Source organism: Enterobacter sp. A103, from assembly GCF_034427535.1.
Taxonomy (GTDB): Bacteria; Pseudomonadota; Gammaproteobacteria; order Enterobacterales; family Enterobacteriaceae; genus Enterobacter; species Enterobacter asburiae_B.
This window is the reverse complement of sequence record NZ_JAXQPQ010000003.1, coordinates 261,630-287,923: the sequence shown is the minus strand read 5'-3', so window position 1 is coordinate 287,923 and position 26,294 is coordinate 261,630. Positions and strand designations below refer to the sequence as shown.

At 57.9% G+C, this 26,294-nt stretch carries 27 protein-coding genes; 13 read left to right on the top strand and 14 right to left on the bottom strand.

Annotation, left to right across the window (positions count from 1 at the left end; genetic code table 11):
* Positions 1–16: 16 nt before the first annotated feature.
* Entirely contained in the window at positions 17–1,237 is a 1,221-nt protein-coding gene (locus SPH27_RS11760) for a VWA domain-containing protein (RefSeq protein WP_033144537.1), read from the bottom strand.
* A 332-nt stretch (positions 1,238–1,569) separates the two neighbouring features.
* Here SPH27_RS11760 and SPH27_RS11755 point away from each other — a divergent pair, with 332 nt between their 5' ends.
* The gene (locus SPH27_RS11755) at positions 1,570–2,691 is read left to right on the top strand and encodes a cupin domain-containing protein (RefSeq protein WP_182072042.1); all 1,122 of its coding nucleotides are present in this window, start codon (positions 1,570–1,572) and stop codon (positions 2,689–2,691) included.
* 99 nt (positions 2,692–2,790) lie between these two features.
* Here SPH27_RS11755 and SPH27_RS11750 read toward each other — a convergent pair whose 3' ends face one another.
* Entirely contained in the window at positions 2,791–4,206 is a 1,416-nt protein-coding gene (locus tag SPH27_RS11750) for a PLP-dependent aminotransferase family protein (RefSeq protein ID WP_108417186.1), read from the bottom strand.
* A gap of 176 nt (positions 4,207–4,382) precedes the next feature.
* Here SPH27_RS11750 and SPH27_RS11745 point away from each other — a divergent pair, with 176 nt between their 5' ends.
* A complete protein-coding gene (locus SPH27_RS11745; RefSeq protein ID WP_039260956.1) occupies positions 4,383–4,544 on the top strand; it encodes a DUF1127 domain-containing protein in 162 nt (53 codons plus the stop codon).
* A 39-nt stretch (positions 4,545–4,583) separates the two neighbouring features.
* On the opposite strand, the gene SPH27_RS11740 is transcribed toward SPH27_RS11745, so the two are convergent.
* Complete coding sequence (locus tag SPH27_RS11740) at positions 4,584–5,972, bottom strand: PLP-dependent aminotransferase family protein (protein WP_182072044.1); 1,389 nt, start codon at positions 5,970–5,972, stop codon at positions 4,584–4,586.
* A 101-nt stretch (positions 5,973–6,073) separates the two neighbouring features.
* On the opposite strand from SPH27_RS11740, the gene SPH27_RS11735 reads away from it, so the two are divergent.
* Positions 6,074–6,553 carry a carboxymuconolactone decarboxylase family protein gene (locus SPH27_RS11735; RefSeq protein WP_008501331.1) on the top strand — a complete coding sequence of 160 codons (480 nt, stop codon included), beginning with the start codon at positions 6,074–6,076 and terminating at the stop codon, positions 6,551–6,553.
* Here SPH27_RS11735 and SPH27_RS11730 read toward each other — a convergent pair.
* A complete protein-coding gene (locus tag SPH27_RS11730; protein ID WP_033144541.1) occupies positions 6,540–7,442 on the bottom strand; it encodes a LysR family transcriptional regulator in 903 nt (300 codons plus the stop codon). The two genes, SPH27_RS11735 and SPH27_RS11730, sit on opposite strands and share 14 nt — an antisense overlap.
* 100 nt (positions 7,443–7,542) lie before the next feature.
* Between SPH27_RS11730 and SPH27_RS11725 the strand changes: the two genes are divergently transcribed.
* From SPH27_RS11725 to SPH27_RS11700, 6 genes are all read left to right on the top strand, one after another.
* Complete coding sequence (locus SPH27_RS11725; protein ID WP_207167923.1) at positions 7,543–8,958, top strand: aldehyde dehydrogenase family protein; 1,416 nt, start codon at positions 7,543–7,545, stop codon at positions 8,956–8,958.
* Positions 8,959–9,110: 152 nt separating this feature from the next.
* Positions 9,111–9,434 (top strand): antibiotic biosynthesis monooxygenase family protein, encoded by a 324-nt coding sequence (locus SPH27_RS11720; protein ID WP_033144543.1) that lies wholly within the window; start codon positions 9,111–9,113, stop codon positions 9,432–9,434.
* Positions 9,435–9,502: 68 nt separating this feature from the next.
* Positions 9,503–10,198: an ArsR/SmtB family transcription factor gene (locus SPH27_RS11715; RefSeq protein WP_182072048.1), complete on the top strand. Its 696-nt coding sequence runs from the start codon at positions 9,503–9,505 to the stop codon at positions 10,196–10,198.
* A gap of 149 nt (positions 10,199–10,347) precedes the next feature.
* Positions 10,348–10,818: a MarR family winged helix-turn-helix transcriptional regulator gene (locus SPH27_RS11710; RefSeq protein ID WP_033144545.1), complete on the top strand. Its 471-nt coding sequence runs from the start codon at positions 10,348–10,350 to the stop codon at positions 10,816–10,818.
* On the top strand, positions 10,815–11,882 hold the full coding sequence (locus SPH27_RS11705) for an HlyD family secretion protein (RefSeq protein WP_127353288.1): 1,068 nt from the start codon (positions 10,815–10,817) through the stop codon (positions 11,880–11,882). Before SPH27_RS11710 ends, SPH27_RS11705 begins: the two co-directional genes overlap by 4 nt.
* Positions 11,872–12,948 (top strand): DUF2955 domain-containing protein, encoded by a 1,077-nt coding sequence (locus SPH27_RS11700; RefSeq protein ID WP_023310256.1) that lies wholly within the window; start codon positions 11,872–11,874, stop codon positions 12,946–12,948. Before SPH27_RS11705 ends, SPH27_RS11700 begins: the two co-directional genes overlap by 11 nt.
* Here SPH27_RS11700 and SPH27_RS11695 read toward each other — a convergent pair.
* The gene (locus SPH27_RS11695; RefSeq protein WP_039260963.1) at positions 12,945–14,216 is read right to left on the bottom strand and encodes a DUF445 domain-containing protein; all 1,272 of its coding nucleotides are present in this window, start codon (positions 14,214–14,216) and stop codon (positions 12,945–12,947) included. The two genes, SPH27_RS11700 and SPH27_RS11695, sit on opposite strands and share 4 nt — an antisense overlap.
* Before the next feature lie 170 nt (positions 14,217–14,386).
* Between SPH27_RS11695 and SPH27_RS11690 the strand changes: the two genes are divergently transcribed.
* Positions 14,387–14,674: a BrnT family toxin gene (locus tag SPH27_RS11690; RefSeq protein ID WP_010427219.1), complete on the top strand. Its 288-nt coding sequence runs from the start codon at positions 14,387–14,389 to the stop codon at positions 14,672–14,674.
* The gene (locus SPH27_RS11685; RefSeq protein ID WP_048976412.1) at positions 14,661–14,963 is read left to right on the top strand and encodes a BrnA antitoxin family protein; all 303 of its coding nucleotides are present in this window, start codon (positions 14,661–14,663) and stop codon (positions 14,961–14,963) included. Before SPH27_RS11690 ends, SPH27_RS11685 begins: the two co-directional genes overlap by 14 nt.
* Positions 14,964–14,993: 30 nt before the next feature.
* On the opposite strand, the gene SPH27_RS11680 is transcribed toward SPH27_RS11685, so the two are convergent.
* The gene (locus tag SPH27_RS11680; protein WP_182072050.1) at positions 14,994–15,632 is read right to left on the bottom strand and encodes a LysE family translocator; all 639 of its coding nucleotides are present in this window, start codon (positions 15,630–15,632) and stop codon (positions 14,994–14,996) included.
* A 47-nt stretch (positions 15,633–15,679) separates the two neighbouring features.
* Complete coding sequence (locus tag SPH27_RS11675) at positions 15,680–16,423, bottom strand: AraC family transcriptional regulator (RefSeq protein WP_182072052.1); 744 nt, start codon at positions 16,421–16,423, stop codon at positions 15,680–15,682.
* A gap of 151 nt (positions 16,424–16,574) precedes the next feature.
* Here SPH27_RS11675 and SPH27_RS11670 point away from each other — a divergent pair, with 151 nt between their 5' ends.
* Positions 16,575–17,945: an NAD-dependent succinate-semialdehyde dehydrogenase gene (locus SPH27_RS11670; protein WP_182072054.1), complete on the top strand. Its 1,371-nt coding sequence runs from the start codon at positions 16,575–16,577 to the stop codon at positions 17,943–17,945.
* A 44-nt stretch (positions 17,946–17,989) separates the two neighbouring features.
* Here SPH27_RS11670 and SPH27_RS11665 read toward each other — a convergent pair whose 3' ends face one another.
* Both SPH27_RS11665 and SPH27_RS11660 read right to left on the bottom strand, forming a co-directional pair.
* Complete coding sequence (locus SPH27_RS11665; protein WP_182072056.1) at positions 17,990–18,310, bottom strand: hypothetical protein; 321 nt, start codon at positions 18,308–18,310, stop codon at positions 17,990–17,992.
* Positions 18,310–18,855, bottom strand: a complete 546-nt coding sequence (locus SPH27_RS11660; RefSeq protein ID WP_023310269.1) for a YfaZ family outer membrane protein — start codon at positions 18,853–18,855, stop codon at positions 18,310–18,312. The genes SPH27_RS11665 and SPH27_RS11660 overlap by 1 nt, the downstream gene beginning before the upstream one ends.
* 411 nt (positions 18,856–19,266) lie before the next feature.
* On the opposite strand from SPH27_RS11660, the gene SPH27_RS11655 reads away from it, so the two are divergent.
* Positions 19,267–20,625 (top strand): esterase-like activity of phytase family protein, encoded by a 1,359-nt coding sequence (locus SPH27_RS11655; protein ID WP_182072058.1) that lies wholly within the window; start codon positions 19,267–19,269, stop codon positions 20,623–20,625.
* Between the two features lie 429 nt (positions 20,626–21,054).
* Here the strand turns inward: SPH27_RS11655 and yjiA are convergent, their stop codons facing one another.
* From yjiA to SPH27_RS11630, 5 genes are all read right to left on the bottom strand, one after another.
* Positions 21,055–22,008 (bottom strand): GTPase, encoded by a 954-nt coding sequence (gene yjiA, locus SPH27_RS11650; protein WP_182072973.1) that lies wholly within the window; start codon positions 22,006–22,008, stop codon positions 21,055–21,057.
* Positions 22,009–22,018: 10 nt separating this feature from the next.
* On the bottom strand, positions 22,019–22,222 hold the full coding sequence (locus SPH27_RS11645; protein WP_003856610.1) for a YbdD/YjiX family protein: 204 nt from the start codon (positions 22,220–22,222) through the stop codon (positions 22,019–22,021).
* 100 nt (positions 22,223–22,322) lie between these two features.
* A complete protein-coding gene (locus SPH27_RS11640; protein WP_023334384.1) occupies positions 22,323–24,476 on the bottom strand; it encodes a carbon starvation CstA family protein in 2,154 nt (717 codons plus the stop codon).
* Positions 24,477–24,667: 191 nt separating this feature from the next.
* Positions 24,668–25,585 carry a helix-turn-helix transcriptional regulator gene (locus tag SPH27_RS11635; protein ID WP_039262271.1) on the bottom strand — a complete coding sequence of 306 codons (918 nt, stop codon included), beginning with the start codon at positions 25,583–25,585 and terminating at the stop codon, positions 24,668–24,670.
* Between the two features lie 179 nt (positions 25,586–25,764).
* On the bottom strand, positions 25,765–26,277 hold the full coding sequence (locus SPH27_RS11630; RefSeq protein ID WP_182072974.1) for a 4-hydroxyphenylacetate 3-monooxygenase reductase subunit: 513 nt from the start codon (positions 26,275–26,277) through the stop codon (positions 25,765–25,767).
* Positions 26,278–26,294 lie beyond the last annotated feature (17 nt).

Sequence of the window (26,294 nt, the reverse complement as noted above, 5' to 3'; positions counted from 1 at the left end):
CATTTTCTCTAATGTGTTAATCACAACCCTGCGGTATATATTCCTTCACGGCGTTGTTCATCATCTTATTAAACTCCTGCGTATTATTGACAGCAAATACCTTTCCACCTGTATTGCTGGCAATACAGTTTCCGGCGCCGGTATTCATGATATCGACAACATTGACCTGTAATCGGGGCTTACGTTTTTTTAGCTCAAGCGCGACATCGCAAGGCGAGCCTCCGCATGTCTCTTCCCCGTCCGTCACCAGTAGAATTATGGCATCACGGTCAACGCCATTAACTCGTTTCCCCGCCTCTTCTAACGCCTCTGCCAGAGCGGTTTTACCCACCGGCTGGATTTTATCAATTAACTTTTTTAGCTCAGCGCGTTGTTCCGGCAGGAAAGCCGGAGTTGCGTTCACCTGGTGGCAATTAGCTGCGGCAATAAGGCTAATGTCCATGTCATTTGGCACGTCATCGATAATGTGTTTAGCGGATTGATGCGCGAGCGTAATGCGACGAGGTTCACGATCGATACCGGGTACAGGTTTATCCTGCATCCACCGCATTATCTCTTCTGGTGTGGCATCCATGCTCATGGCCATAGAGCCAGAAGCATCAAAAATAATAACCATTTCAGGTGCCTGCTGTTTTGTCCGCTGTGCCGGGCAGAGCATTTTGACCTGATGCTCAGGGGCTGGCTGGACGGGAGAAACGGCAGGAGTGGCTACTTTGACAGTCGGCCAGCAGCCGCGCAGGAGAACAAGAGCCAGAAGCAGAGCCAGTGCTAAAAGCCCCAGCCATAACCACCCACGCTTTTTAGCCAGCGGTTCTGCCGGCAACTTAGTTTCAGGCATGATGTCCCAGCCTGTAATCACAGGCTGACCGTCAACGATCCATATTCTTTCTGGTGAGGGCTGTCTGGCTATTTTTGCCAGTAACTGCAGTGTTTCGGGAGAAGTCTGCGCGCTAGTCGAGAGTGTTTGATGAAGTTGAGTGAGTGCCGCCAGCTTTTGTGAGAGGAGTATGGCGATTTTGTCTCGCTCAACGACGTTTAAAGCGTTAAAGCGTTGGGGTTTACCATTTATTTCGCTATACCATTCAACCGCACCATCTTCAGCCTGCTGAGGGCGGGCAAAAAGATTGAGATAAGTTTTAGAAAGGTGTCGGTCAATAAGATTATTTAAGGCAGAAAACGTTGAAATATATTCTTGTAAGCAATGTTCGCTTTCAACAGTCCTTGTGATTCTAATCATTGCCTTTAATGAGCCAGGTATGCAAAAGAAAATAGCTTAGAGCTAAATATAAAGAATGACAATCTCTAATGCTAATCTTGTTCTTAAAATTAAAAAACTACCAGTTTTAAGAGGTAAGATGCCTTGAGTAAAAGTAAACGTCGGACGGGGGAAAAGGTTCAGGAAAAAGTATCATTTAAGTTTTACTTTAATACTACTTCACCTAATGACCAGGTTTAATCATTGCCAACACGCGCGTGGCAGGCAAATCATCTGCGCTTGACCCACGACAAAGCAGCCCTCCACGCTCTCCACCATAATCGCGCCTGTTTCCCCTCTCACTGGTGCTACCCATGGCGTATCAACTGAACCTGAACTGGCCGGAATTTCTTGAGAAATACTGGCAAAAACAACCCGTAGTGCTGAAAAATGCCTTCCCGAATTTTGTCGACCCGATTACCCCGGACGAGCTGGCAGGGCTGGCGATGGAGCCGGAAGTCGATAGCCGTCTGGTGAGCCATTTCAATGGCAAATGGCAGGCCAGCAATGGTCCGTTTGAGCACTTTGACGATCTGGGAGAAACCGGCTGGTCGCTGCTGGCGCAGGCGGTGAACCACTGGCACATGCCCGCCGCGGAGCTGGTGCGTCCGTTCCGCGTCCTGCCGGACTGGCGTCTGGATGACCTGATGATCTCCTTCTCCGTGCCGGGCGGCGGCGTGGGCCCGCATATCGATCAGTACGACGTATTCATCATTCAGGGGATGGGCAGCCGCCGCTGGCGCGTCGGCGACAAGCTGCCGATGCGTCAGTTCTGCCCGCATCCGGCGCTGCTGCACGTCGATCCGTTCGAGCCGATCATCGACGAAGATCTGGCCCCGGGCGATATCCTCTACATCCCGCCTGGATTCCCGCACGACGGTTTTACCCATGAGACGGCGCTCAACTACTCGGTCGGTTTCCGCGGGCCGAACGGTCGCGATCTGATCAGCAGCTTCGCCGATTATGCGCTGGAAAACGATCTGGGCGGCGAGCACTACAGCGATCCGGATCTGACCTGTCGCGAACACCCTGGCCGCGTGGAGCAGTACGAACTCGATCGCATTCGCCAGATGATGTTCGATATGATTAGCAAGCCGGATGATTTCACAAAATGGTTCGGCAGCTTTGTCTCTACGCCGCGCCACGAGCTGGATATCGCGACCGCCGAGCCGCCGTACGCGCCGGAAGAGGTGCTGGACGCGCTGCAGGGCGGCGAAACGCTGTCTCGCCTGAGCGGCCTGCGCGTGCTGAACGTCAACGGCAGCTTCTTTATCAACAGCGAACAGCTGGAGACGGTAGACGCGAAAGCGGCGGATGCGCTGTGCCGCTACACCGAACTCGGTCAGGCCGAGCTGGGCGATGCGCTGAAAAACCCGGCGTTTGTTGAAGAGCTCACCGGGCTGATTAACCAGGGATACTGGTACTTCGACGAGTAACCTGCCTGTTGCCCGGTGGCGCTGCGCTTACCGGGCCTACAGGATCGGTTTTCTCCCTCTCCCTGTGGGAGAGGGTCGGGGTGAGGGTATCAGGCCGCACTACTCTTCCATCGCAATCACAATCGCTTCACCCATCTTCTTCAACGCCTCGCGATTTTTGTCCGTCGGCGGCAGCGCCACGTTGATCCGCAGGCAGTTGCGGTACTTCCCGGAGGCGGAAAACAGCGACCCGGCCGCGGCCTGGATCTTCAGCCGACACAGCTGCTTGCTGACGCACACCATGTCGACCTTTTCCGGCAGCTCAATCCACAGCAGGAAGCTGCCCTGCGGGCGCGTGACGCAAATCTCTGCCGGAAAATACTGCCGCACCCAGCAGGTGTAGGTTTCCATATTCTGCTGATAAATCTGGCGCATACGACGCACGTGGCGATGGTAATGGCCGTCGCGAATAAACGCCGCCACCGCCATCTGCGTGCCCGGCACGTTAAACCCGCCCGCGGCGTATTTCATGTGCATCACCCGGTCGTAATAGCGCCCCGGCACAATCCAGCCGACGCGCAGGCCCGGCGCCACGGTTTTGGTAAACGAGCTGCAGAGGATCACGCGGCCGTCGATATCCATCGAATGAATGGTGCGCGGGCGCGGGTACTCCGCCGCCAGCTCGCCGTAAATATCGTCCTCCACAATCACGATATCGTGCCGCTGGGCCAGGGCTAAGACCTGCTTTTTCCGCGCTTCCGGCATGATAAACCCGAGCGGGTTATTGCAGTTGGGCACCAGAATCACGGCCTTGATCGGCCACTGCTCCAGCGCCAGCTCTAACGCCTCGATGCTGATCCCGGTCTCGGGATCGGTAGGAATTTCAATCGCCTTGATGTCAAACCCGCGCAGCATCTGCATGGTGCCGTGAAACGACGGCGACTCCACCGCCACGATATCCCCCGGCTTGCACACCGAGAGCAGGGCAATCGACAGCGCGCCGTGGCAGCCGTTGGTGATGACAATCTCGTTCGCCGCCACGGTGGATCCGCCGTCCAGCATCAGGCGGGCGATCTGCTCGCGCAGCTCCAGGCGGCCGTCGAGCACGTCATAGCTCAGCATCTCGGCAGGATTATGCTGCGCGATGCGGCTCATCTCGCGCCACAGGGGCTTCAGGCTCGGCTGGTTAATATCCGGCGAGCCGCCGCCGAAGGAGATCATCTCTTTGTCGGCGCGGGCGTCCAGCAGCATCATCACCTCATCCCACTGGGTGACGTCCACGGGGCGCTGCACCGGGCGCGTCATGGCCGGAACCGGCGGCTGGGCCTTGCGCTGCGAGACAAAATAGCCGGAGCGCGGCTGAGGGGTGATCAGCTGGAGATTTTCGAGGATCTGATAGGCCTGCTGTATGGTGCTGATGCTCACGCCGTGCTCCTGGCTCAGCGTGCGCACCGACGGCAGACGTTCGCCGCTGCGATACAGCCCTTGTTCAATACGTTCTGCCAGAAGGTTGGCGAGATGTTGATAGCGCGTCATGCTGTATCCTTTGTTTTCACCATACAGATTACAAAACCAGTACAGATTGCCGTAAAAATTGGCATGCAGATACTGTTTTAGCGGATCTGTATGTTAAACAAAAGGTGTTTTTGAGTCTGTATTGCACAGGCCGATTTCCAGGATGATAACCCCACTGGTACAGTGAGGAGAGCATCATGGAATTCTATGAGAATCGTTCAAAACGTCCGTTCGTCGTGTTTGTCTGGATCGGCAAAACGATCTGCAACTGGTATCGCATCAACCGCACTCGCCGCATCCTGAGCCAGATGAGCGACGAGCAGCTCAAGGACGTTGGTTTATCCCGCAATGATGTTTAAACCGTAGGCCGGGTAAGGCGTAGCCGCCACCCGGCGATTTCAGCTCAACAGCGCAAGCGTCTGCCGCTTCGGCCTCTCCAGCAACGCCAGCGCCTCTTCATATGACCGCACGTTGTTATAGCCCATCACCAGCCCGTAGCGTTTGCCCGAGCCGCGATACCACTCCGAAAGCGCATTCACCTGCAGCTGCTGTTCCTGCCAGCAACGGGCGATCTCCCGGTCACCGCTTCCTCTGGTCAGGAACGCCACGATATGCATCCCGCCGTCATTTTGCTCGGTGAAAAACAGATCGCCATACACCTCGCGCAGGGCGGCAATCATCCAGTCGCGGCGGGTTTGATACAGCGCGCGCATCTTTTTCAGGTGACGGAAAAAATGCCCTTCGTTGAGAAACGCGGTGAGGATCTTTTGCGTCAGCACCGGCTGGCCGCTGGTGGTAATGTCCGCGCAGTCGGTAAAGGCCCCGACGGTGCTGGCGGGCATCACCACGTAGCCAGTGCGCAGCGACGGCATGATGGTTTTACTGAAGGTGCCCATAAAAATCACCCGGTCGTGCTGGTCGAGGCTTTTCAGCGACGGCAGCACCTTGCGGGTGTAGTGAAACTCACCGTCGTAATCGTCTTCGATGATCCACGCCTCGTTCTGGCTGGCCCAGTCGAGCAGCTGCTGCTTGCGCGGCAGCGAGAGGGTGACCGCCAGCGGGCTCTGGTGCGACGGGGTGACGATGGCAAAACGGGCGTCGCGGTGGTGACGGAGCAGATAATCCGTATCGATACCTGAACGGTCGACCGGCACCGTGTGCAGGCGCGGCACGATCCGCTTGAGCAGCTGCTGGCCCATAAAATAGCCCGGATCTTCAAACACCACCTTGTCGCTGCGGCTGGCAAGGGTGTCGAGGATCAGCCGCAGGCTGCCGCTGTAGCCGCTGGTGATCAGCACCTGTTCGGCGCTGCAGGACAAGCCGCGCGAGATGTTGAGATAGCTGGCGATGGCCTGGCGCAGCGGATACCAGCCCAGAACGGGCGGGTTGAGCATCTCCTCCTGACGCATGGCGCGCGTCGCCTGGCCCGCCAGCAGCAGCCATTTTTTATACGGAAAGCTGTCGAGGGCGGGAATGCCGGGGCGCAGAAACCCCGCCCGCTCGCGCTGGCTGATGAGGGATGCCGGAAGCGTGCCGGTGGTCTGTTCCGCAGGGGCATTGTTATCCGGCAACAGTAAATCGGGGTTCACCCGCGTGCCGCGTGCGCCCTGGCTCACCAGATACCCTTCGCCCGTCAGAATGGCGTACGCCGTTTCGACGGTTTTACGCGCCACCTTCAGCTCTTCCGCCAGCACGCGGATGGCGGGCACCTTATCGCCCGGCTTCAGCACGCCGCGCGTGATGTTGTCGCGATAGCGGGAATAAATCTCGTGATAGCCCGGCTTCATGTCCTACCTCGTTTCGCGCTTTTTGTATCTTTTTACTATGTCATGAACGGCGTAGATTTGCTGTATCGCATGACATATGCCGCACAAAAAGAGGAAAGACAATGAGCACTCGCGTCAACCACCATAAAGCTACACCTGCCCTCGCTAACGCCCTGTCCGCCCTGAGCATGGAGGTGGCAAAAACCTCCATCGACCCGGCGCTGAAGCACCTGATCGACATTCGCGTGTCGCAGCTGAACGGCTGTACCTTCTGCCTGGATATGCACTCGAAAGAGGCCAAAATTGCCGGCGAGCGCGAGCTGCGCCTGTACCATCTGGCGGCCTGGCGCGAGTCCCCGCTGTTCAGCGCCCGCGAGAAAGCCGCGCTGGCCTTCACCGAAGCGCTGACCCAGATTGGTGTTCACGGCGTGAGCGACGCGCTGTACCGCAGCGTGGCGGAGCACTTCTCGGACGTGGAGATTTCAGAGTTGAACTTCGCCATCGTGGCGATCAACGCCTGGAACCGTCTGGGGATCACCTCCCGCATGGCGCCGGGCTCGCTGGACGCGGCTTACGGGCTGAACAAGGCTAACCTGGAATAATCCCGCGCTCGCGGATCGTTGCCACCAGCGCCCGCAGGCCTGGCGGAACGTGGCGATGGCCGGGGTAGTACAGGCGCAGTCCGGCAAAGGGCTGCGCCCAGTCGTTTAGGACGCTCACCAGTTCTCCACGCTCCAGCTCTTCACGGATATACAGTTCCGGCAAAAATCCCACCCCTAATCCCGCTTTTACGGCGCGGATCGAGGCAAAAAGATCGGACGTCGCAAAGCGCGGTGGCACGGCAAGGGCGTACGTTTCCCCCCGACGCGCCAGCTCCCAGCGGTAGATCCCACCGTGGGCCATACGCATGCCGATCCCCTGATGCGAAAGCAGATCGTCCGGCGTCTGCGGAATGCCGTGACGGGCAAAATAGTCCGGCGTGGCGGTAACCAGCTGGCGGATCTCCCCGGTCAGCGGCACGGCGATCATGTCCTGCGGCACGGACTCTTCAAGGCGGATCCCCGCGTCGTAGCCTTCCGCGACGATGTCGATCATTCGCGCTTCGCTGACGGTCTCTACGCGCATCTTCGGGTAGCGGATCATAAAGTCGATCAGCAGCTGGTCCAGAAACAGGGTGCCGATATGGTTCGGCACGTTCAGACGCAGCGTGCCGGCGGGTTCCCCGGTGTCGCTGTGGATCTCCTCGCTGGCGAGACGGATCTCCTGCAGGGCCGGGCCGATACGCGCCACATAGCGCTGTCCGGCGTCGGTGAGCGCCACGCTGCGGGTGGTGCGGTTAAAGAGGCGGGTATCAAGGCGGCTCTCCAGCCCGGCGATGGCGTTGCTTACCGCCGTGGCTGACATGCCCAGCTCCTGCGCGGCGGCGCGAAAGCTGCCGCGTCGCACGACCGCCATCACCACTTCCAGCTCTGTCAGACCTGAACGATGCATAGATTATCCTGAAAATCGAAACAACCCTTGCAGCATAGCGTGGATTATCGCAACAGAGAAGCCGTGACAGACTGTGCTCACACAGCCTGAGGAGGTTTATATGCACACCATCGAACAGATCTTTATTAATGGCGAATTTGTTACCCCGCACGGCAACGAGTGGTTTGATTTGTACAACCCGGCGACGGCGCAGGTCATCGGCCAGGTTCGTCTGGCGGATGAGATTGACGCGGAGCGTGCCGTTGCGGCGGCGAAAGCGGTGTTCCCGGCGTGGTCGCAGACCACTAAACAGGAACGCCTCGCGGCGCTAAAACGTATGCACGCCGCCGTGGCCGCCCGTCACGACGATCTGCTGGAAGCGGTCATTGAAGAGTACGGCGCGCCCGCCTCGCGCTCTGCGTGGATGGCTAGCTATCCGGCGGAGGTGATTGCTCAGGCCATTGAGGCGCTGGAGGCGTTTGAATTTATCACCCCCGCAGGCGCAGCGACGGTGCAGATGACGCCGCTTGGCGTGGCCGGGCTCATCACGCCGTGGAACAGCGACGCGGGGTTTATCTGCGGCAAGCTGGCGGCCGCGCTGGCTGCGGGCTGTACGGCCGTCATCAAGCCGAGCGAAATGAGCGCCCTGCAAACCCGGATTGTCACCGAAGCGCTGCGCGATGCCGCGCTGCCGGCGGGCGTGTTTAACATCGTCACCGGACGCGGCGAAACCGTCGGTGAAACCATCAGCCGTCATCCCGACGTGGCAAAAATCTCGTTTACCGGCTCGACGAATACCGGCAAGGCGATCCTGCGCAACGCGGCGGAGAGCTTTAAGCGCGTTACCCTGGAGTTAGGCGGTAAATCGCCGACGATCCTGCTGGATGATGTGGATCTGGCGCAGGCGATCCCGCTGGTGATTCAGGCCGGATTTATGAACAGCGGGCAGGCGTGCGTGGCCGGAACGCGCATTCTGGTGCCGCAGGCGCGCAATGCGGAGATCGAAGCCGCATTGGCGCAGGCCGTGGCGGCGGTGAAATCGGGCGATCCGCGCGATAGCGCGACGGACGTCGGCCCGATGGTCAGCGAAAAGCAGTGGCAGCGGGTGCAGGGCTATATCCGTAAAGGAATCGAAGAGGGAGCGCGCCTGCTGGCGGGTGGTGAAGGGAGACCAGACGGCACGCGAGACGGCTGGTTTGTGCGCCCTACGCTGTTTGCCGACGTGAACAACCAGATGACGGTCGCCCGTGATGAGATTTTCGGCCCGGTGCTGTGCGCGATCCCTTATCGTGACGAGGCGGAGGCTGTCGCCATTGCCAATGATACCGACTACGGACTGAGCGCGATGGTGCTGGGCGGCGATGCGAACCGCGCGCGACGCGTGGCGCAGCAGATTGTTTCCGGTCGCGTGCTGGTGAATACCCTTGCCCATGAGCCGAAGGCGCCGTTCGGCGGGTTTAAGCACTCCGGCGTGGGGCGCGAGATGGGCGAGTGGGGAATTCGGGCGTTTATGGAGCCCAGGTCGATTCTAAGCTAAAACCTGCCCGGTGGCGCTGCGCTTACCGGGCCTACATCATCCCACAGGCCGGATAAGCGCAGCGCCATCCGGCACAACACTTCGCTCTTTGCCGAAGCATCGTTCCTCTCTACCCTGCATTATCTCCCCAACATCACTACGTAGAGACCATCATGATTGCAGTCATTTTCGAAGCCAAAGCCGCGCCCGCCCATCAGGCGCGCTACCTGCAGCTCGCTGCCGAACTCAAACCTTTGCTGGCGGACATCGACGGCTTTATCGATATCGAACGGTTCCAGAGCCTGACGACCGACGGCAAAATCTTGTCGCTTTCCTGGTGGCGGGATGAAGAGGCCGTCCGCCGCTGGAAGCAGAACGTATTCCATCAGGCGGCGCAGGCCGAAGGGCGGGAGTCGATTTTCGCGTACTACCGCATTCGGGTGGCGCAGCTGGTGCGGGAGTACAGTTCCGAAACCGGAGGGCACGCGGATGTATGACGTTCAACTCATTCTGCTGACGGATGATGATAAGCTGGCCGCAGAGATCACCGAACCCTGGGCGACACATGTTAAAAACGAGCCTACCTCCTGATAACGGCGCGGCGCTGGAACAGGCCATTGCCGCGGTGGCTGCCGCAATGGCCGATCCGTCGCGCGTAAAGATGCTGTGCGCGCTGATGGACGGGCGGGCGTGGACCGCCACCGAGCTGAGCGCGGCGGCAGACGTTGCGCCGTCGACCGCCAGCGGCCATCTCGCCCGGCTGGTGGAAGGGCAATTGGTTACCTGCCTGTCGCAGGGGCGGCACCGCTATTATCGTCTGGCGGGGCACGACGTGGCGGCGCTGGTGGAGCAGATGATGGGGCTCTCCTGGAGCCGCATCACCCCGCCGGAAACAAGCGCGCCGAAAGCCATGCGCGAGGCCCGAACCTGCTACGACCATCTTGCCGGAAGGGTTGCGGTGCAAATCTACGATTTTATGCAGGCGGAAGGCTGGCTGGAGGCAGACGGTTCAGCGCTCACGCCGTATGGCCGCGAGCAGTTCCTGACGCTCGGCGTTTCGTTAAGCGCTCACCCGCGCCGAAAAGCCTGCTGCGCCTGTCTGGACTGGAGCGAGCGGCGGTTTCATCTGGGCGGTGAGGCGGGCGCGGCGCTGCTCATTCATCTGGAAAGCAAAGGGTGGATCCAGCGGGTGGCTGGGTACAGGGAGGTGGTGGTGACGGCTTCGGGGAAAAGTGCCGTTCAGAGACTTTTTAGCCGCTAAACTCTGCTGCGGGCTGGTGCCCTCACCCCGACCCTCTCCCACGGGGAGAGGGAGAAAATCGTTTCGCAATTCCTGCTCTTTTACCTCTCGTTTCTTGATACTTACCCTGATAACTATTATCGTTACCGCGTGTGACGAGAGGTTTCCCCATGAGCGAAGAAGAACTGTTTAGCCGCAGGCCGATGGGCATGCGGATGGCGATGATCGTGCGCCAGTGGCGTGCCGTCATCGACGACGCCATTCTCGATACCGGGTTAACCCAGTCGAGCTGGACGGTGATGATGCAGCTTCATCAGCTCGGGGATAACGTCTCCGTGAGTGAGCTGGCGGAGGTGCAGGGCATTGAACTGCCGCCGCTGATGCGCACCCTGACACAGCTGGAAAAGCAGGGTTACCTGCTGCGCTCCGTATCGCCTTATGACAAGCGCATCCGGCTTCTGACGCTGACGCCTGAGGGAAAAGCCATATTAAAAAGGCTCACTCAGGTGATTGAGACCTATCAGGCGCGCGTATCGCAAAACATCGCGCCGGAACATATCGACATTTTCAGCGCCACCCTGAATCAATTCGCCTGCAATTTGCGGACAATCCGCGAAGAAGATAACAAGACCGAAAAATAATGACCCCTGAACAAAAGTTTGCCCGCTGGGTAAGGGTGAGTATTGCCTCTTTCCTGCTGATGTTTGTCTACTTTATCGTCGCGGATATCTGGATCCCGCTGACGCCGGACTCCACCGTGATGCGCGTGGTGACGCCGGTTTCTCCGCGCGTCTCCGGCTACGTGGCGGCGGTACATGTCCACAACAACAGCCAGGTGAAGAAAGGCGATCTGCTGTTTGAGCTCGACGACACGCCGTTTCGCAATAAAGTGGAAGCGGCGCAAATCGCGCTTGAGCAGGCACGCCTTTCCAACGACCAGCTGGATGCGCAGATCGCTGCCGCGCAGGCCAGCCTGAAAACCGCCGTGCTGACCGCGCGTAACGACAAAGTGACCTTCGATCGCTACCAGAAGCTGAGCACCCTGCAGAACGTCTCGCAGGCGGATCTGGATAAGGTTCGCACCACCTGGCAGAGCAGCGAGCAGTCCGTCAGCTCTATCCAGGCCAATATCCATAACCTGCGCATTCAGCGCGGCGAGCGGGACGAGCATCGCAACGTGACGCTGCAAAAATACCGTAACGCGCTGGATGAGGCGGAACTTAACCTCGGCTGGACGAAGGTCTATGCCCAGGCGGACGGCACGGTCAGTAACCTGCAGTTAAGCCCGGGCTTTTACGCTTCCTCGGGTTCAGCCGCGCTGGCGCTAGTGAACAACCAGACCGATATCGTCGCCGATTTTCGCGAAAAAAGCCTGCGCCATACCCATCAGGGCACCGACGCCGCCGTGGTGTTCGACGCCTTCCCGGGGCACGTTTTCCGCGCCCACGTGACCAGCAGCGACGCGGGTATACTGGCGGGTCAGGAGGCCGTTAACGGTCAGCTGTCCGAGCCGGAAACCTCCAACCGCTGGGTGCGCGATGCCCAACGCATGCGCATTCACGTGACGCTGGACGAAGAATTGCCGAAGCATCTGCCGACCGGCGCGCGCGCCACCGTGCAGCTCTACAACAGCGAGGGGCCGTTTGCGCGCTTCTTCTCGGGGATGCAGATCCACCTGGTGAGCCTGCTTCACTATGTCTATTAGCACCCTGGCGCGGGTGTTTACCCCGCACGGCAACATCGTCTATACGGCAAACGACTTTCGCCAGACCCTGCGCATCGTCTTCGCCGGGATGATTGCGCTGAGCATCTCCAGCTTCTACAACACCAGCTACGGCGTATTTTTCGTAGTCTATCCGATCATGCTCCTGTCGCTGGTGCCGGTGTTTAACCGCCACGTGGCGAAGCAGTTTATCTTCAGCGCCGCGCTAAACTGCGTCGAAATGATCTTCATTATCGGCTATCTGTCGCAATGGCCGGTCATCATGACGCTGGTGGTGTTTGCCCTGTACGTGATGCGTTTTCGCTTTATGAGCAAGGGGCCGCTGTTCCTGTTTGGCTCAATGGGCGTGGTGTGCCAGAGCGTGATGCTCAACTTTATGAGCTACCCCACTACCAGCTGGCACACGCTGCTGTTTTCCAACATCGAAGCGAGCGTGATGGCGGTGTGCCTGAGCGCGCTGATGAACTATCTCCTGCCGGACGTGGAGCCCCGCAGGCCGCCGCCGCTGATTGAGAAAGACGATGCCCGCGTGCGCCACGAGTCGCTGCTCTCCGGCACCGTCGCGACGCTGATATTCGTGGTGTTTCAGATTAGCGACTTAAGCGATTCGCTTTCGGCGCTGATGGCGGGGATTTTGATCCTGTTCCCCATGCACTACCGCGGTTCGGTGATGAGCTCGATCTGGCGCGTGGTCGGCGTGGTGCTGGGCTGCCTCTATATTCTGGTGGTGCAGCTGATCCTCTACGATCACAGCAGCCATATGCTGCTGATGATGCCGCTGATTGGCCTCGGGCTGGCGTTTGGTGCGCGTCTGCACGTGATGGAAAAGGTGGGCGCGGGCGTGGGGTTCTCCAGCATCACGACCATCGGCATTATGTTCGGGCAGAACATGCACCCGGACACTGACCTGGTGTTCAGCGATCTCTACCGCATCACCTCCGTTACCTTTTCGCTGGTCGCAACGCTGACGATGGTCTTCCTGGTGCACCTGATCCTCAACCGCTTTGAGGCGACGCGCTACGTCATCGCGCCGCCCAAAGTAGATTAATGCCCCAGCACGGCAGGCAGCTGCGAGAGTAAAAACAGGATCAGGCCTATCGTCCCGCCGACCAGCGTGCCGTTGACGCGGATGAACTGCAGGTCTTTTCCGATATTGAGCTCAATCTGTCGGGACATGTCTTTGGCGTCCCAGCTTTTGACCGTGTCGCTGATGTGGCGCGTCAGGAACGCGGCGAAATCCGGCGCGAGGCGGTGCGCGGCCTGCTCCAGATGTTCGTTCAGCGACGCCCGCAGGCTGGCGTCGTTAGACAGCGTTTCGCCAAACCACAGCCCGGCGTTGGCGATGCGCTGCTTCACGCGCGAATCCTCGCTTTGCATATCCGCTTTCAGCCACTGGCGCAGGTCGGCCCACATCTCTCCCAGATAGCGGTTAAACGCCTCATCGTTTTTCAGGTAGTGCTTGATGTTGTCGGCTTTCGCCGCCATTTCCGGATCGTTTTTCAGGTTGTCGATAAGCTTCAGCGTGGCGCGGTCGAACGCCTGGCGGATCTGGTGCGTGCGGTCGTGGCTGATATCGTCCAGCAGCGCGTTCACCGCGTTCGACACCATCTCCGCGCTTTGATCGCCCAGCCACTCGGTGGGCAGCACCATCGCTTTGCGCGGGTGTTCGGTCTTCAGCCAGTGGACAATCTGATCGGCAATAAAGTCCCGCGTGCTCTCCCGCTGAATCAGGGTAATCAGACGGTTGATGATCGCATCCAGCAGCACCTGGTGGCGGTTGTTTTTGGTCATGCTCTCCAGCATCACGGCGCTGGTTTCGGTGAAATCGACCTTGTCGATGGCCTTATGCACCGCCCGTTTGAGCAGGCGCTGAATGCGTCCATCGTCGGTGAGTTCGAGAAAACCGCTCATCACCTGCATCAAGTGCAGCCCGACGCGCTGAGCGTTGTCGGGCTTGCTGAACCAGGCGCCGATCATCTGGGCAGGTTCATAGCGGCGGATGAGTGCCACCAGCGACTGGGTATCAAGAAACTTCTCCTGCACAAACTGGCCGAGATTGTCGCCGATCCGGTCTTTATTGCGCGGGATAATCGCCGTATGGCGCGAGATAAACGGAATGGGCACCCGGCGGAACAGCGCAACTACGGCAAACCAGTCTGCCAGCGCGCCGACCATCGCCGCCTCGGCAATGGCCTTCACGCCGCGCACCCAGAAGGTCTGCGGCAGGAACAGGGTGGTGATAAACGCTGCGGCGGCAACCAGCAGCAGCGACAGCGCCAGCAGCTTGGCGCGTTTGAGTTCAGCTATTTTTTCCATGGGTTAAGGATAGAGGGAAGCGGGGGGAAAGTGCAAAGAAGGAGAAGGACCTCCGCGTTTCAGCTTCTGGAATGCGCCTTCAGATATTGAAATTGAACGATGTCGACCGGTTCAATTTACGAACGTTTTGTATATGCTTTTTTGTATATACAATAAGGGAAGGGTACACTATGCCAACGGAGTTTGAATGGGATACCAACAAAGCGAAAAGCAATCTCATTAAGCATGGGATCCGCTTTGAAGAAGCTGTTCTGGTGTTTGACGATCCTTACCATTTATCTTTGCAGGATCGTCATGAAAATGGAGAGTTCCGTTGGCAGACCATTGGCCTTGTACATGGTCTAATTGTCATTATGGTCGCACACACGGTACGTTTTGAAAGTGGTGACGAAGTCATTCGAATCATTAGCGCACGAAAGGCGGACCGTAAAGAGAGGAGCCGTTATGAGCATGGTTAAACATAAACGCGGTAGTGCGCCTGAGATGAGTGCTCGCCGTGAGGCTGAGCTCAAAGCACTAGCCGAAAAATCGGAAGCAGAGATTGATTACAGCGATATCCCTGCCATGGAAGATGAACAGTGGTCAGGGGCGGTGCGAGGGAAGTTCTATCGGCCACTCAAAACTCAGGCGTCTGTACGTATCGACGCTGACGTGATGGAGTGGCTTAAACGGCCTGGAAAAGGTTACCAGACGAGGCTCAATGCCATTTTGCGTGAAGCTATGCTGCGCGATCAAAACAAAAAATAAGCAACGGGCGGCGTCAGGCTGCCCGCTATCTCAGCGTATATTTTCCAGTAGCCGCCACAGCACCCACCCGCCAAATCCCATCAGCACCACCCCCGCCGTGCGCTCTATCAGCCACAGCGAACGGCTGAGCTTCTTTTGCACCGACGATAGCCCCATCAGCGATACCAGCGCCAGATCCCACACCAGCACCACCATTACCATCCAGACGCCGCAGGTCGCCTGCTGAAGCAGCGTGACGTCCGGACCCAGCAAGGCCGTCATCAGCGCCAGATAGAACAGCGCGTTCTTCGGGTTTAGCAGCGCCGAACCGAGCCCCAGCAGGATCTGCTTTTGCAGCGAGGGAAAGCGCTGGTGGGTTTCATTCAGCGCCAGCGCCTGCTGGCGGCTGCGAATCAGATGCGAGCCGATCCACAGCAGGTACAGCGCCCCGCAAAGTTCGATAAGGGTAAACAGCCACGTAAACTGGCGCAGCGCGCTCCAGCCGATAATCACCAGAAGAATATAAAGCGCGTTGCCCGCGGCAATGCCGAGGCACAGTCCGGCGCTGCCGCGCAGCCGATAGCGCGCGGCGTAGCCCACCAGCAGGAAGAAATCCGGGCCCGGGCTTAACAGGGCGACAAAGTGCGCCAGCGCCAGGGCGAGAAAAGCGGAAGGGAAGAACAGTTCCATAGCGACCTCGGTTAACAATCCGAGGTCAGAGTACGGCGCTGCAGAACCTATTTATTGTCTGATATTGATCGGCCGGTGGCGTACTGGCGCGGCGTGGCGGCGGTATAGCTGACGAAGGTCTTATGAAAATGGCTCTGGTCGGCAAAGCCGCTCTGGTAGCCAACGTCGGCAATATCATCCCCGGCACGCAGCCGCGCCTTGGCGTACTCCACGCGGGAGATGTTGAGAAAGTTGCCCGGCGTCAGGCCGGTGTCCTGTCTGAAGGTGCGAATCAGCGTCTCCTTGCGCAGCGAGAAGCGTTGGGCAAGCTCGTCGAGGGAAGGCGGGCAGGCGAGATCGGAAAGGAATGCCTGCTGAACCTGCTGGCTGGTTGCGCGAAGCGCGTCAGCGTTATCCGCGGTGCGGGGAAGGGAAGAAAGCAGCGTTTCCAGTGATGCCGGAGACAGGGTCTCAACAACGTCCAGGTAATGGGCAAACAGGGTTGGGCTACGAATCACCTGTAGCGCCAGCGGAAGCCCTGTGTCGATGTAGAGCATATGGTAGCTGCGCGGTTGCCCGGCGACGGGGTTACAGCTGTGCGGCACACCGGCCGGGATCGCGATGAGGTCCCCGGGGTTAAGGATGTACTCTCTGTCATGACACACGCAGCAGGTTTGGCCCTCCACAATCGCGCCGATGGAAAGCTGAGGGTGACTGTGGCGTTTGTACGCCTGCGTACTCTGCCAGGTGCTGCGCAGCTCAAGGCCTGAGGCGTGGTGAAAAGTCTGGCGGATATGTCGGGTATCGGTCATGGACGCTCCTTCTGGAGGTTTTTTATACCACGTCAGCGAACCGTCCGGCAGCGCTTCATTAAGAACCTTCCGGATATACCCAACTTTACGTCCACAGCCAGTCATGTTGACTACCCTTAATACCCTAAGCGGTAAAACAAGGAGATTCGACATGGCTTATCAGACAGTAAATCCTGCCACTAACCAGCTCATCAAAGAATACCCCTCACATACCGACGCGGATATCGAAGCGGCGCTCAGCGCGGCCGATGCGCTTTATCATTCGGACTGGGCGAAAGGCGACATCAGCCAGCGCCTGCCGGTGCTTTATAAGCTTGCCGATCTGATCGACGAGCGCGTGGAGGATCTGGCGAAAATCGCCAGCCAGGAGATGGGTAAGCTCATCGAACAGAGCCGCGGCGAGGTGAAGCTGTGCGCGCAGATCGCCCGCTACTACGCCGACAACGCGCAGCGGTTCCTGGCCCCGGTGAAATATGACTCAGAACTCGGTGAAGCCTGGGTGGAGCATCACCCCATCGGCGTGCTGATGGCCGTTGAGCCGTGGAACTTCCCGTATTACCAGCTGATGCGCGTCCTGGCGCCGAACCTGGCGGCGGGTAACCCCGTCATCGCCAAGCATGCCAGCATCGTGCCGCACTGCGCCGAGACCTTTGCCCATCTGGTGCGCGAGGCGGGGGCGCCGGAAGGGGCATGGACCAACCTGTTTATTTCGTCCGAGCAGGTGGCGAACATCATTGCCGACGATCGCGTGCAGGGCGCCGCATTAACCGGCTCCGAAAAGGCGGGCAGCGTGGTGGCGGCGCAGGCGGCGAAGCACATCAAGAAATCTACGCTGGAGCTGGGCGGTAATGACGTGTTCGTGGTGATGGATGACGCAGACCTTGAGAAGGCCGTGAAAATTGGCGTTAACGCGCGACTCAACAACGCCGGGCAGGTCTGCACCGCGGCGAAGCGCTTTATCCTGCATGAAAAGATTGCAGAGGCCTTCCTGAGCAAATTCACCGAGGCGTTTAAGCAGGTGAAGATTGGCGATCCGCTGGACGAAAGCACCACGCTGGGGCCGCTGTCGTCTAAAGATGCGCTCGAAACGCTGACCAGACAGGTTAACGAGGCGGTGAAAAACGGCGCCACGCTGCACTATGGCGGCAAACCGGCGCAGCGCGACGGGAGTTTCTTCGAACCGACGATCCTGACGAATATCTCCCGCGATAACCCGGCGTATTTCGGAGAGTTTTTCGGCCCGGTGGCGCAGATGTACGTGGTGAAAAACGACGACGAGGCGGTCGCGCTGGCGAACGACTCCCACTACGGCCTGGGCGGGGCGGTATTCAGCCAGAATATCGAGCGCGCGAAGAAAATGGCGTCGCGGATTGAGACCGGGATGGTGTACATCAACTGGCTCACCGATACCGCGCCAGAGCTGCCGTTCGGCGGCGTGAAGCGCTCCGGCTACGGGCGCGAGCTGTCGGATCTGGGGATCAAAGAGTTTGTGAACCAGAAGCTGGTGGTGGTGCATAAGTAAGAGGTCATAAAAAACCTGCCAGCCGGCAGGTTTTTTTAAAGGGATTATTGCACTTCGATCTTGTCCCAGCCGCTTTTGAACATGCAGCTGTCAACTAACGTATCCCGGCGATATTCATTCGCGTCTTCAACCGTGTAGCTCGTGGAAATATCCTTTTTCTTGTTCTTTTTGTCCGTTTTTTCCGAGCTGGATCCGGTTACGACGTTATCCGGGGGCAGATCGATCAGCGCCTGCGCTTCGCATTCCGCGAGCTTTTTATTCATTTCCGCATCGCTGACGCCCGGTTTCACCCATTTGTACTGGACGCAGCCGGCGAGCATCAGCGTGAGGCTCAGAACGCAAAGCGCGGTCATGCGGTGTTTCATCAGAAGGTGACTCCACCGCCTACATATGCGCCGTCAATCAGCGTGTGGCCAGGACGACCGTCTTTGCCGTCCACGCTCACGTGGCGGTAGCCCACTTTCAGGGTCACTGGCGTAATTGGCGTCCAGCTTACGCCGCCGTTGGCTTCGACGTAGTTTTTCACGCTGTTGTTCAGGCCTTCTGGTGCGACATAGCCTTCACCGTACACGTGGATGCTGTCGGTCAGGGCAACGTTTACGCCGCCGCCAATCGGGAACGCCACGCCGTTATCGCCTTTTTTCGGGCCGAGGTAGATGGCTTTTGCGCCCGCGTTCAGCATCACCGGGCCAAGACCCAGGTTGTAGCCTGCGCCCACGCCGCCGGTCTGGGTACCGTCGTCGGTGTTTTTCAGCCAGTTACTTTCGAGATAAACACCGGATGAGGATTTCCCCATTTCCAGATTGAGGTTGGTAAAGTTTTTACCCTGCTCAACGGTGCCGCCCATCGCCAGTGCGGAACCCGATACGGCAGCCAGAGCAGAAAGAAGAAGGATATTCAGTTTTTTCATGTTTTTTGCCTCGTCATTAAATTCATCTGGGCGCACCTTAACAAGCGATGTTAATGACTGCAAATGTGATATAAATCGAGCTTTTATACTGATATTGTTAACTTTTTTATTGAAGTTGTTGCAATGATGTTTGATTGTCGGGGTGTCAACAGGGGATGTTTTTAGCGTTTAGGAACCGTTTAGTTTTTTGACTAAACATAAACTGAACGAGGCGGGGATAGTGATTTGAGATGAATTAATTGGGTTTCTAATAATTTCCAAAAATGTTTCGCCTGTCACACAAAACAACAAAGCCTTACATTTCGAGCGATGAATATACGTTCAATCGCGCAGGCCGGTTTCCCTTCCATGTCATTTTTCTGACACGTTTATTCTTTACGTTGTTGGCTTCACTAACTGGATGCTAACAATATGAAAAGAAAAATTATTCCTGTACTTATCGGCTGTGCGCTCTCTTTCTCTGGCCTGGCGGCGCAGCCCACTGCTGAGCGCTATGTCGTCAGCTTCCCTGAAGGCTCCCACGTGAGCTACAGCGGCGCGTTTGCCAGCGCGTTTCCGAACGGACTCCCCGTGGGAATCGGTTCTGGCCTGCTGTTTACGGGCAAGCAGGGCGACGCCCTGACCTTTGCGACCGTGACCGATCGCGGTCCAAACGCCGATGCGCCAAAAATGGGTAAAAACGAAGCCAAAATATTTGTCACACCTGATTTCGCGCCGCTGCTGATGACCATCCGCGTTCAGAACGGCAAAGCGGAGGCTGTCGACGCCCGCCCGCTGCATGATGATAAAGGCGAGATTAACGGTCTGCCGCTGCAAAGCGGCGTGATTGGCTCCACCAATGAAGTGGCGTTCAGCGATACCCTCAAGATCCTGAAGGGCGACAACCGTGGCCTGGACACGGAAGGCATCACCCCGGACGGCAAAGGCGGCTACTGGCTGTGCGACGAATATGGTCCGTTCCTGATTAACGTCGACAGCAAAGGGAAGATCCTGGCGATCCACGGGCCGCAGGCCGCGGAAGGGGAGAAATCCATCGCGGGTGGCCTGCCAAACATTATCAAATGGCGCCAGGCGAACCGGGGCTTTGAAGGCCTGACCCGGATGCCGGATGGGCGGATTATCGCCGCCGTGCAAAGCACGCTGGATATTGACGGCAAGAGCAAAAAGCAGGCGCTGTTTACGCGTCTGGTGAGCTTCGACCCGGCGACCGGGAAAACGGCGATGTACGGTTACCCTATCGACAGCGCGGCCTACAGCAAAAACAGCGACGCCAAAATCGGCGACATCGTGGCGCTCGATAACCAGCACATCCTGCTGATTGAGCAGGGAAGCGATAAAAACGACGGGATGCGTAACCTGATTTACAAGGTGGATCTCAGCAAGGCGAGCGACCTTTCCGCCTTCGACAAGCCGGGCGAGTACCCGGAGTTTGATGATGAGAAAACCCTGGCGCAGCGCGGCATTACCCTTGCGGCTAAAACGCAGGTTGTCGACCTGCGCGCGCTGGGCTGGCAGCAGGAAAAGGCCGAAGGGCTGGCGCTGATCGACAGCAAAACGCTTGCGGTAGCGAACGATAACGACTTTGGCGTAAAGGTGGCGATGCAAAACCCGGTCGAGGGCAAGAAGCTCAAGGATTATCGGGTGAACGCGGAAGGCAAGCTGACGCTGGATGATAAGCCGGTGGAAACCACGCTCAGCGTGAAGCCGCTGAAGAAGCCGGAGTCGGACAGCGAGCTGTGGATTGTGACGCTGCCGGAGGCGGTGAAATAAGTATCCCCACAAAATAATGCCTGCACAGACGCCCCCTCTCCCTTGAGGGAGAGGGCTGGGGTGAGGGGGAACATACGGCTCTAGTGGTCATTCCGTTCACTTCATGTTCCTTGCTACTCTGTAACGGCATGACCGGTGAACGTGCCAGGGTGGCTCAATCACCACCACCCTGGCGACCCGGGCTCCCGGCGGTAAATCGCCGCTTCGCGGTGCCCTCAGCTTATTCCTTCAGGCTATCGGGTCGGGCATGAGCCTGCATCCCTGCAGGCCACGCCCTCTCGGCGCATCCCTGCGCCTCGCCCCGGCCTTACGGAAACGCTTCGGCGATTTACAGCCGGACCAGGGCGTCGCTGTAAGTCATTAATTAACCTGAAGCAACGTTCATCGCTTCAGGTTAATAAATTACTGGGCAGAGGGGATGCATGGCTGTTATTTCTTCAGCCCCGCAAACGCCGCCCGAATCTCTTCTTCCGGGAGTTGGATACCGATAAACACCATCACGCTGTGCGGTGCTTCCTCGCCCCAGGGGCGATCCCAGTCGGCGCTGTACAGGCGCTGCACGCCCTGGAACAGCAGGCGGTTCGGCTCGCCGTCAATCCACAGCATCCCTTTGTAGCGCAGCAGCTTGTCGGCAAACGACAGCAGCAGGTTTTCCATCACGCGCGAAACCTCGCTGATGTCCACCGGGTAGTCCAGCTCCACCACTATCGACGCCACGTCGTTTTGCCTGTCTCCCATAAAGTGGAAGCGCGGTTTCGCGGTGACGTTCTCCTCCAGCATAAAGCCGTTGGTGTTGAACAGCTGAGACAGATCGATGTCGCCATGCGTCACCGTGTGAACCGGCGCGCGGGAGTTAATGCGCGTCAGGCGCTCGCGCAGTTTTTCGCTTTCGCCCGCCACGTCGGTTTTGGTCAGCAGGATGCGGTCGGCGTAGCCCACCTGAGACTGGGCGATGGTGAACTGGTTCATCTGCTCGTCGGCGTGAACCGCGTCGACCATGGCAATCACGCCGTCCAGCAGGTAGCGCTGGCAGAGGATTTCGTGAGAGAAAAAGGTCTGAATAATCGGGCCGGGGTCGGCCATGCCGGTGCACTCGATCACCAGGCGGTCAAAGTCGATCTCGCCGCGATCGCGGCTGTCGAGTAGATCCAGCAGGGCGTCTTCTAATTCGTTAGAGCGGGTGCAGCAGATGCAGCCGTTGGTCAGGGTTTTGATCTGGGTGGCGCGATCGCCGATCAATTGATCGTCAACGGAGACCTCGCCGAATTCGTTTTCGATGACGGCGATTTTGAAGCCGTGCTGTTCGTTCAGGATGTGGCGCAGCAGGGTGGTTTTACCGGCGCCGAGGAAACCGGTCAGCAGGGTAACGGCAATCGGGGTCATGGTCTCTCCTTTAGCAGCAGCGAACGCCGCCTTCTCCACTTCCGCCGTAGCGCGCTTCCTGACGCTCGCGGAAGAATTCGGTGTAGGTCATGTAGGGCTTATCCGGATGGTTGGTCTTCATATGCTCAACGTAGTTGTCATAGTCCGGAATGCCAATCAGCATTTTCGCCGCCTGACCGAGGTATTTTTTTGCTTCGCCTAAGTTACCAAACATTGTGGGTTCCAGACAGAAAAAGCCCGGCGATGTGAGTCCGCTGGGCTTATGTTTTCCTCACCCCAGCCCTCTCCCAAAGGGAGAGGGGGAGGATTGCGGATTAATGGTGTGAAGAGGTCTTCACGCCGCCTTCCGGCACCGGCACGTACGGGGTTTCTTTATCCGTACGGCCGTCGGCGTTGCGCACGTTCAGCCAGGTTTTGATGCCGTAGAAGATGATGCTGTACACCACCACCAGGAACAGAATGCTCAGTCCCGCGTTGGTGTAGTTGTTCACCACGATATGGTTCATATTGGCAATCTGCTGCGCGGTCAGGTCCGCGCCGCCTGCGGCAATCTTCTCTTTGTACTGGTTAGCCATGAAGAAGAAGCCTTCCAGCTGCGGGTTGGCGCTGAACAGCTTCAGGCCAAGCGCCCAGGTGGTGCAGAGCAGCAGCCACAGCGCAGGAACAACGGTTACCCAGATGTATTTGGTGCGCTTCATCTTCACGAGGACCACGGTACCCAGCACCAGAGCAACGGCTGCGAGCATCTGGTTAGAGATACCGAACAGCGGCCACAGGCTCTTCACGCCGCCGAGCGGGTCGACAACGCCCTGATACAGCAGGTAGCCCCAGAGGCCTACGCAGCCCGCAGTACCCAGAATGCCCGCCACCAGAGAGTCGGTTTTCTTCAGGAACGGCACGAAGTTACCGAGCAGGTCCTGCAGCATGAAGCGGCCCGCACGGGTACCGGCGTCCAGCGCGGTCAGGATGAACAGCGCTTCGAACAGAATACCGAAGTGGTACCAGAAGCCCATGTCCGCCCACGGCAGCACCTTGTGGAACACGTGTGCAATACCGACGGCCAGCGTCGGCGCGCCACCGGCGCGGTTCAGCACGGACGGTTCTCCGATGTCTTTTGCCGTCTGCATAATCTGCTCAGGTGAAATCACGAAGCCCCAGGAGCTGACGGTCGCCGCCGCGTGTGCGCTCGCGTCCTTCAGCTGCGCCATAATCAGCGCCGCGTTGTCACCGCCCATTTCGTGCAGGTTTGGCATGGTGATGCCGAGGCCAGCAGGCGGGGTGTTCATCGCGAAGTAGAGACCCGGTTCGATAATGGAGGCTGCAACCAGCGCCATGATCGCCACGAAGGACTCCATCAGCATCGCGCCGTAGCCGATCAGACGCGCGTCTTTCTCGTTCGCCAGCAGCTTAGGCGTGGTACCGGAGGCAATCAGGGCGTGGAAGCCGGAGACCGCACCGCAGGCGATGGTGATAAACAGGAACGGGAACAGGGCGCCTTTCCACAGCGGGCCGGTACCGTCGATGTACTGGGTTACCGCAGGCATTTTCAGGTCCGGGTTAATCACCAGGATACCGATCGCCAGACCGACGATAACGCCGATTTTGAGGAAGGTCGCGAGGTAGTCACGCGGGGCCAGAATCAGCCAGACCGGCAGCAGCGCGGAGATAAACGCATAGCCAATCAGCGCGAAGGTAATGGTGGTGTCTTTGAAGGTCAGCGCCGGGCCCCAGTACGGGTCGTGCGCAATCACGCCGCCGAAGTAGATGGAGGCCACCAGCAGCACGATACCAATCACCGACACTTCGCCCACGCGTCCCGGTCTCAGGAAGCGCATGTAGATACCCATGAACAGCGCAATCGGCACGGTTGAGCAGACGGTGAAGACACCCCACGGGCTTTCGGCCAGCGCTTTCACCACGATCAGGGCCAGCACCGCTAGGATGATGATCATAATCAGGAAGCAGCCGAACAGCGCGATCGTCCCCGGCACGCGGCCCATCTCTTCTTTGACCATCTCACCCAGAGAGGCGCCGTTACGGCGAGAAGAGATAAACAGCACCATAAAGTCCTGCACCGCACCCGCCAGCACCACGCCGGCGAGCAGCCACAGGGTACCCGGCAGGTAGCCCATCTGCGCGGCCAGCACCGGGCCCACCAACGGGCCTGCGCCGGCGATAGCGGCAAAGTGGTGACCAAACAGCACGTAGCGGTTGGTTGGCACGTAGTTCAGGCCGTCATTGTTAATGACCGCCGGAGTGGCGCGCGTCGGATCGAGCTTCATGACCTTCTGCGCGATGTACAAGCTGTAGTAGCGATAAGCAACAAGATAGACGGAAACGGACGCAACCACGATCCACAGGGCGCTTACGTGTTCGCCCCGGCGTAATGCGACAACCGCCAGACAGAAAGCGCCGAGGATCCCGAGTAAGGCCCAGGGCACGTGCTTCAGTAGTTTTTTAGTATCCATAGTAAGACCTGGTTTTTTATGTAAAGAAAAAAGGGTCAGGGTTCGTTGTGAGGAGGTATTGATTAATGCTGGAGCGATCGTGCCAGATCCTCGCGCGTGTAAAGGACGGTAAATGAATGAGTGGTTGAAAGTGCCGGGTGAGCGGTCAAAGGGGGCGACGAGCGGTTCCGGCTCGCCGCCAGGGGACGAAATTATGTGATTGAGATCACTTGATTATTCGGGTTACGCTCCACCGCCAGATAGTTCTCCAGCGTTCTAATCAGTTTTTCCTTCAGCCAGTTCGGTTCCAGAATCTGAATGTGGGGCAGCCAGTAGAACAGCAGCGGCAGGATCTGGTTCTCGTGCGCCGCCTGGCAGCGCAGCGTGACGCCGCCCTGTTGCTCCTCCAGCAGCTCCTGTTCCGGCAGAAGATCGCGGCGCAGGAAGTAATGTGAAATATTATCTTTGATAAATATTTTCACCGCGAAAGTATTTTCAGACACCCAGGGATCGAGGCTTTTCTCCAGCAGCTCAAGGACATTTTCTTCGGGCGTAAAGGTCGTTTTCTGAATATCAAACCAGCTAATCTGGCTCAATGAGAAGGATTTCAGGCGGCTATTTTCGGTGGCTTGTAAATACCATATATTTTTTTTGTTAATGAGTTTATAGGGATTAATCAGACGGGTTTTTCCCTTATAAACGATCTGACAAACATTATGGTTTTTAATCGATTTCTCGATTTTCGTTAAATGACGGCGAATATCGCGTTCTACCGTGTGTTCTGCCTCATTGCCAAGAATAAGAATATGGTTTTCGTCAACGCGCGTTTCAAGCTTTTGCCAGAATTCCATATTTCTTTCAGGGAAAAAGCTGTCAGCATTCAGGAAGTTAGCGAGGGTGTGATGTAAGCCTTGTCCGCCGGGCGATTGCGCAGAATGGATCAGCCGATATAGCCCGTTACCGGTATGTTCAACAATGGGAGAGAGGGCATTTAAATCCCGGTAGACGGTACGCTCGGTAATTTTAAATTTCTCCATTAGCGCACTGCGGTTTACCACACCGTTTAAATGTAGCTCAACCAGAATATCGACCAGACGTTCAGCCGAGCGGCTCCGCGTCGTTTTAGCCATAAGGTCATCCTGTATATTTAGGTATGCGCTGAATGATGCGGATGCACTGACAAAGGGTGTCAGTATTCAGTCACAGAAAATTTCTCTTATGGGTATATAACGGCGTGATTTAGCGGAAACCTTAGGAGTTTTTGTAGAAAGCGGCGCTGGCCGGAAAAAAAGGCCAGCGCGAGGGGGGATCACACGGCGGCTTCCGCCTCCAGCATGACCGGATGGAAACGGCGCTTGAAGTAGATCAGACCGTGTCCCGCGTCACTCAGAATGATGTTCTTAACTTCAACAAGGTAGACAAGATGCGTGCCGATGGTTTGCACCTGGCTAATCTCGCCCTCAAGGCTGGCGAGCGCGCCCTTGAGCACCGGCTGCGCCAGCGGGCCTTTCTGCCAGCAGGAGAGGGCGAAGCGCTCCTCCATCGTCATACCGGTCATCCCGGCGAAATGGCGAGCCATGATCTCCTGCTCGTGGTTCAGTACGTTAACGCACAGCCTGCCGTTGCCCTGAAATACCGGGTTCATGGCGCTGTTGGCGTTGATGCACACCATAATCGACGGCGGGGTGTCAGTCACCGAACAGACGGCTGTAGCGGTAATGCCGCAGCGGCCCGCCTCGCCCTCGGTGGTGACCACATTGACCGCCGCCGACAGGCTGCTCATTGCGTCGCGAAAACGCAGGCGTTGTTCATCTGAATGCATTGCAACCTCCCGCTGCG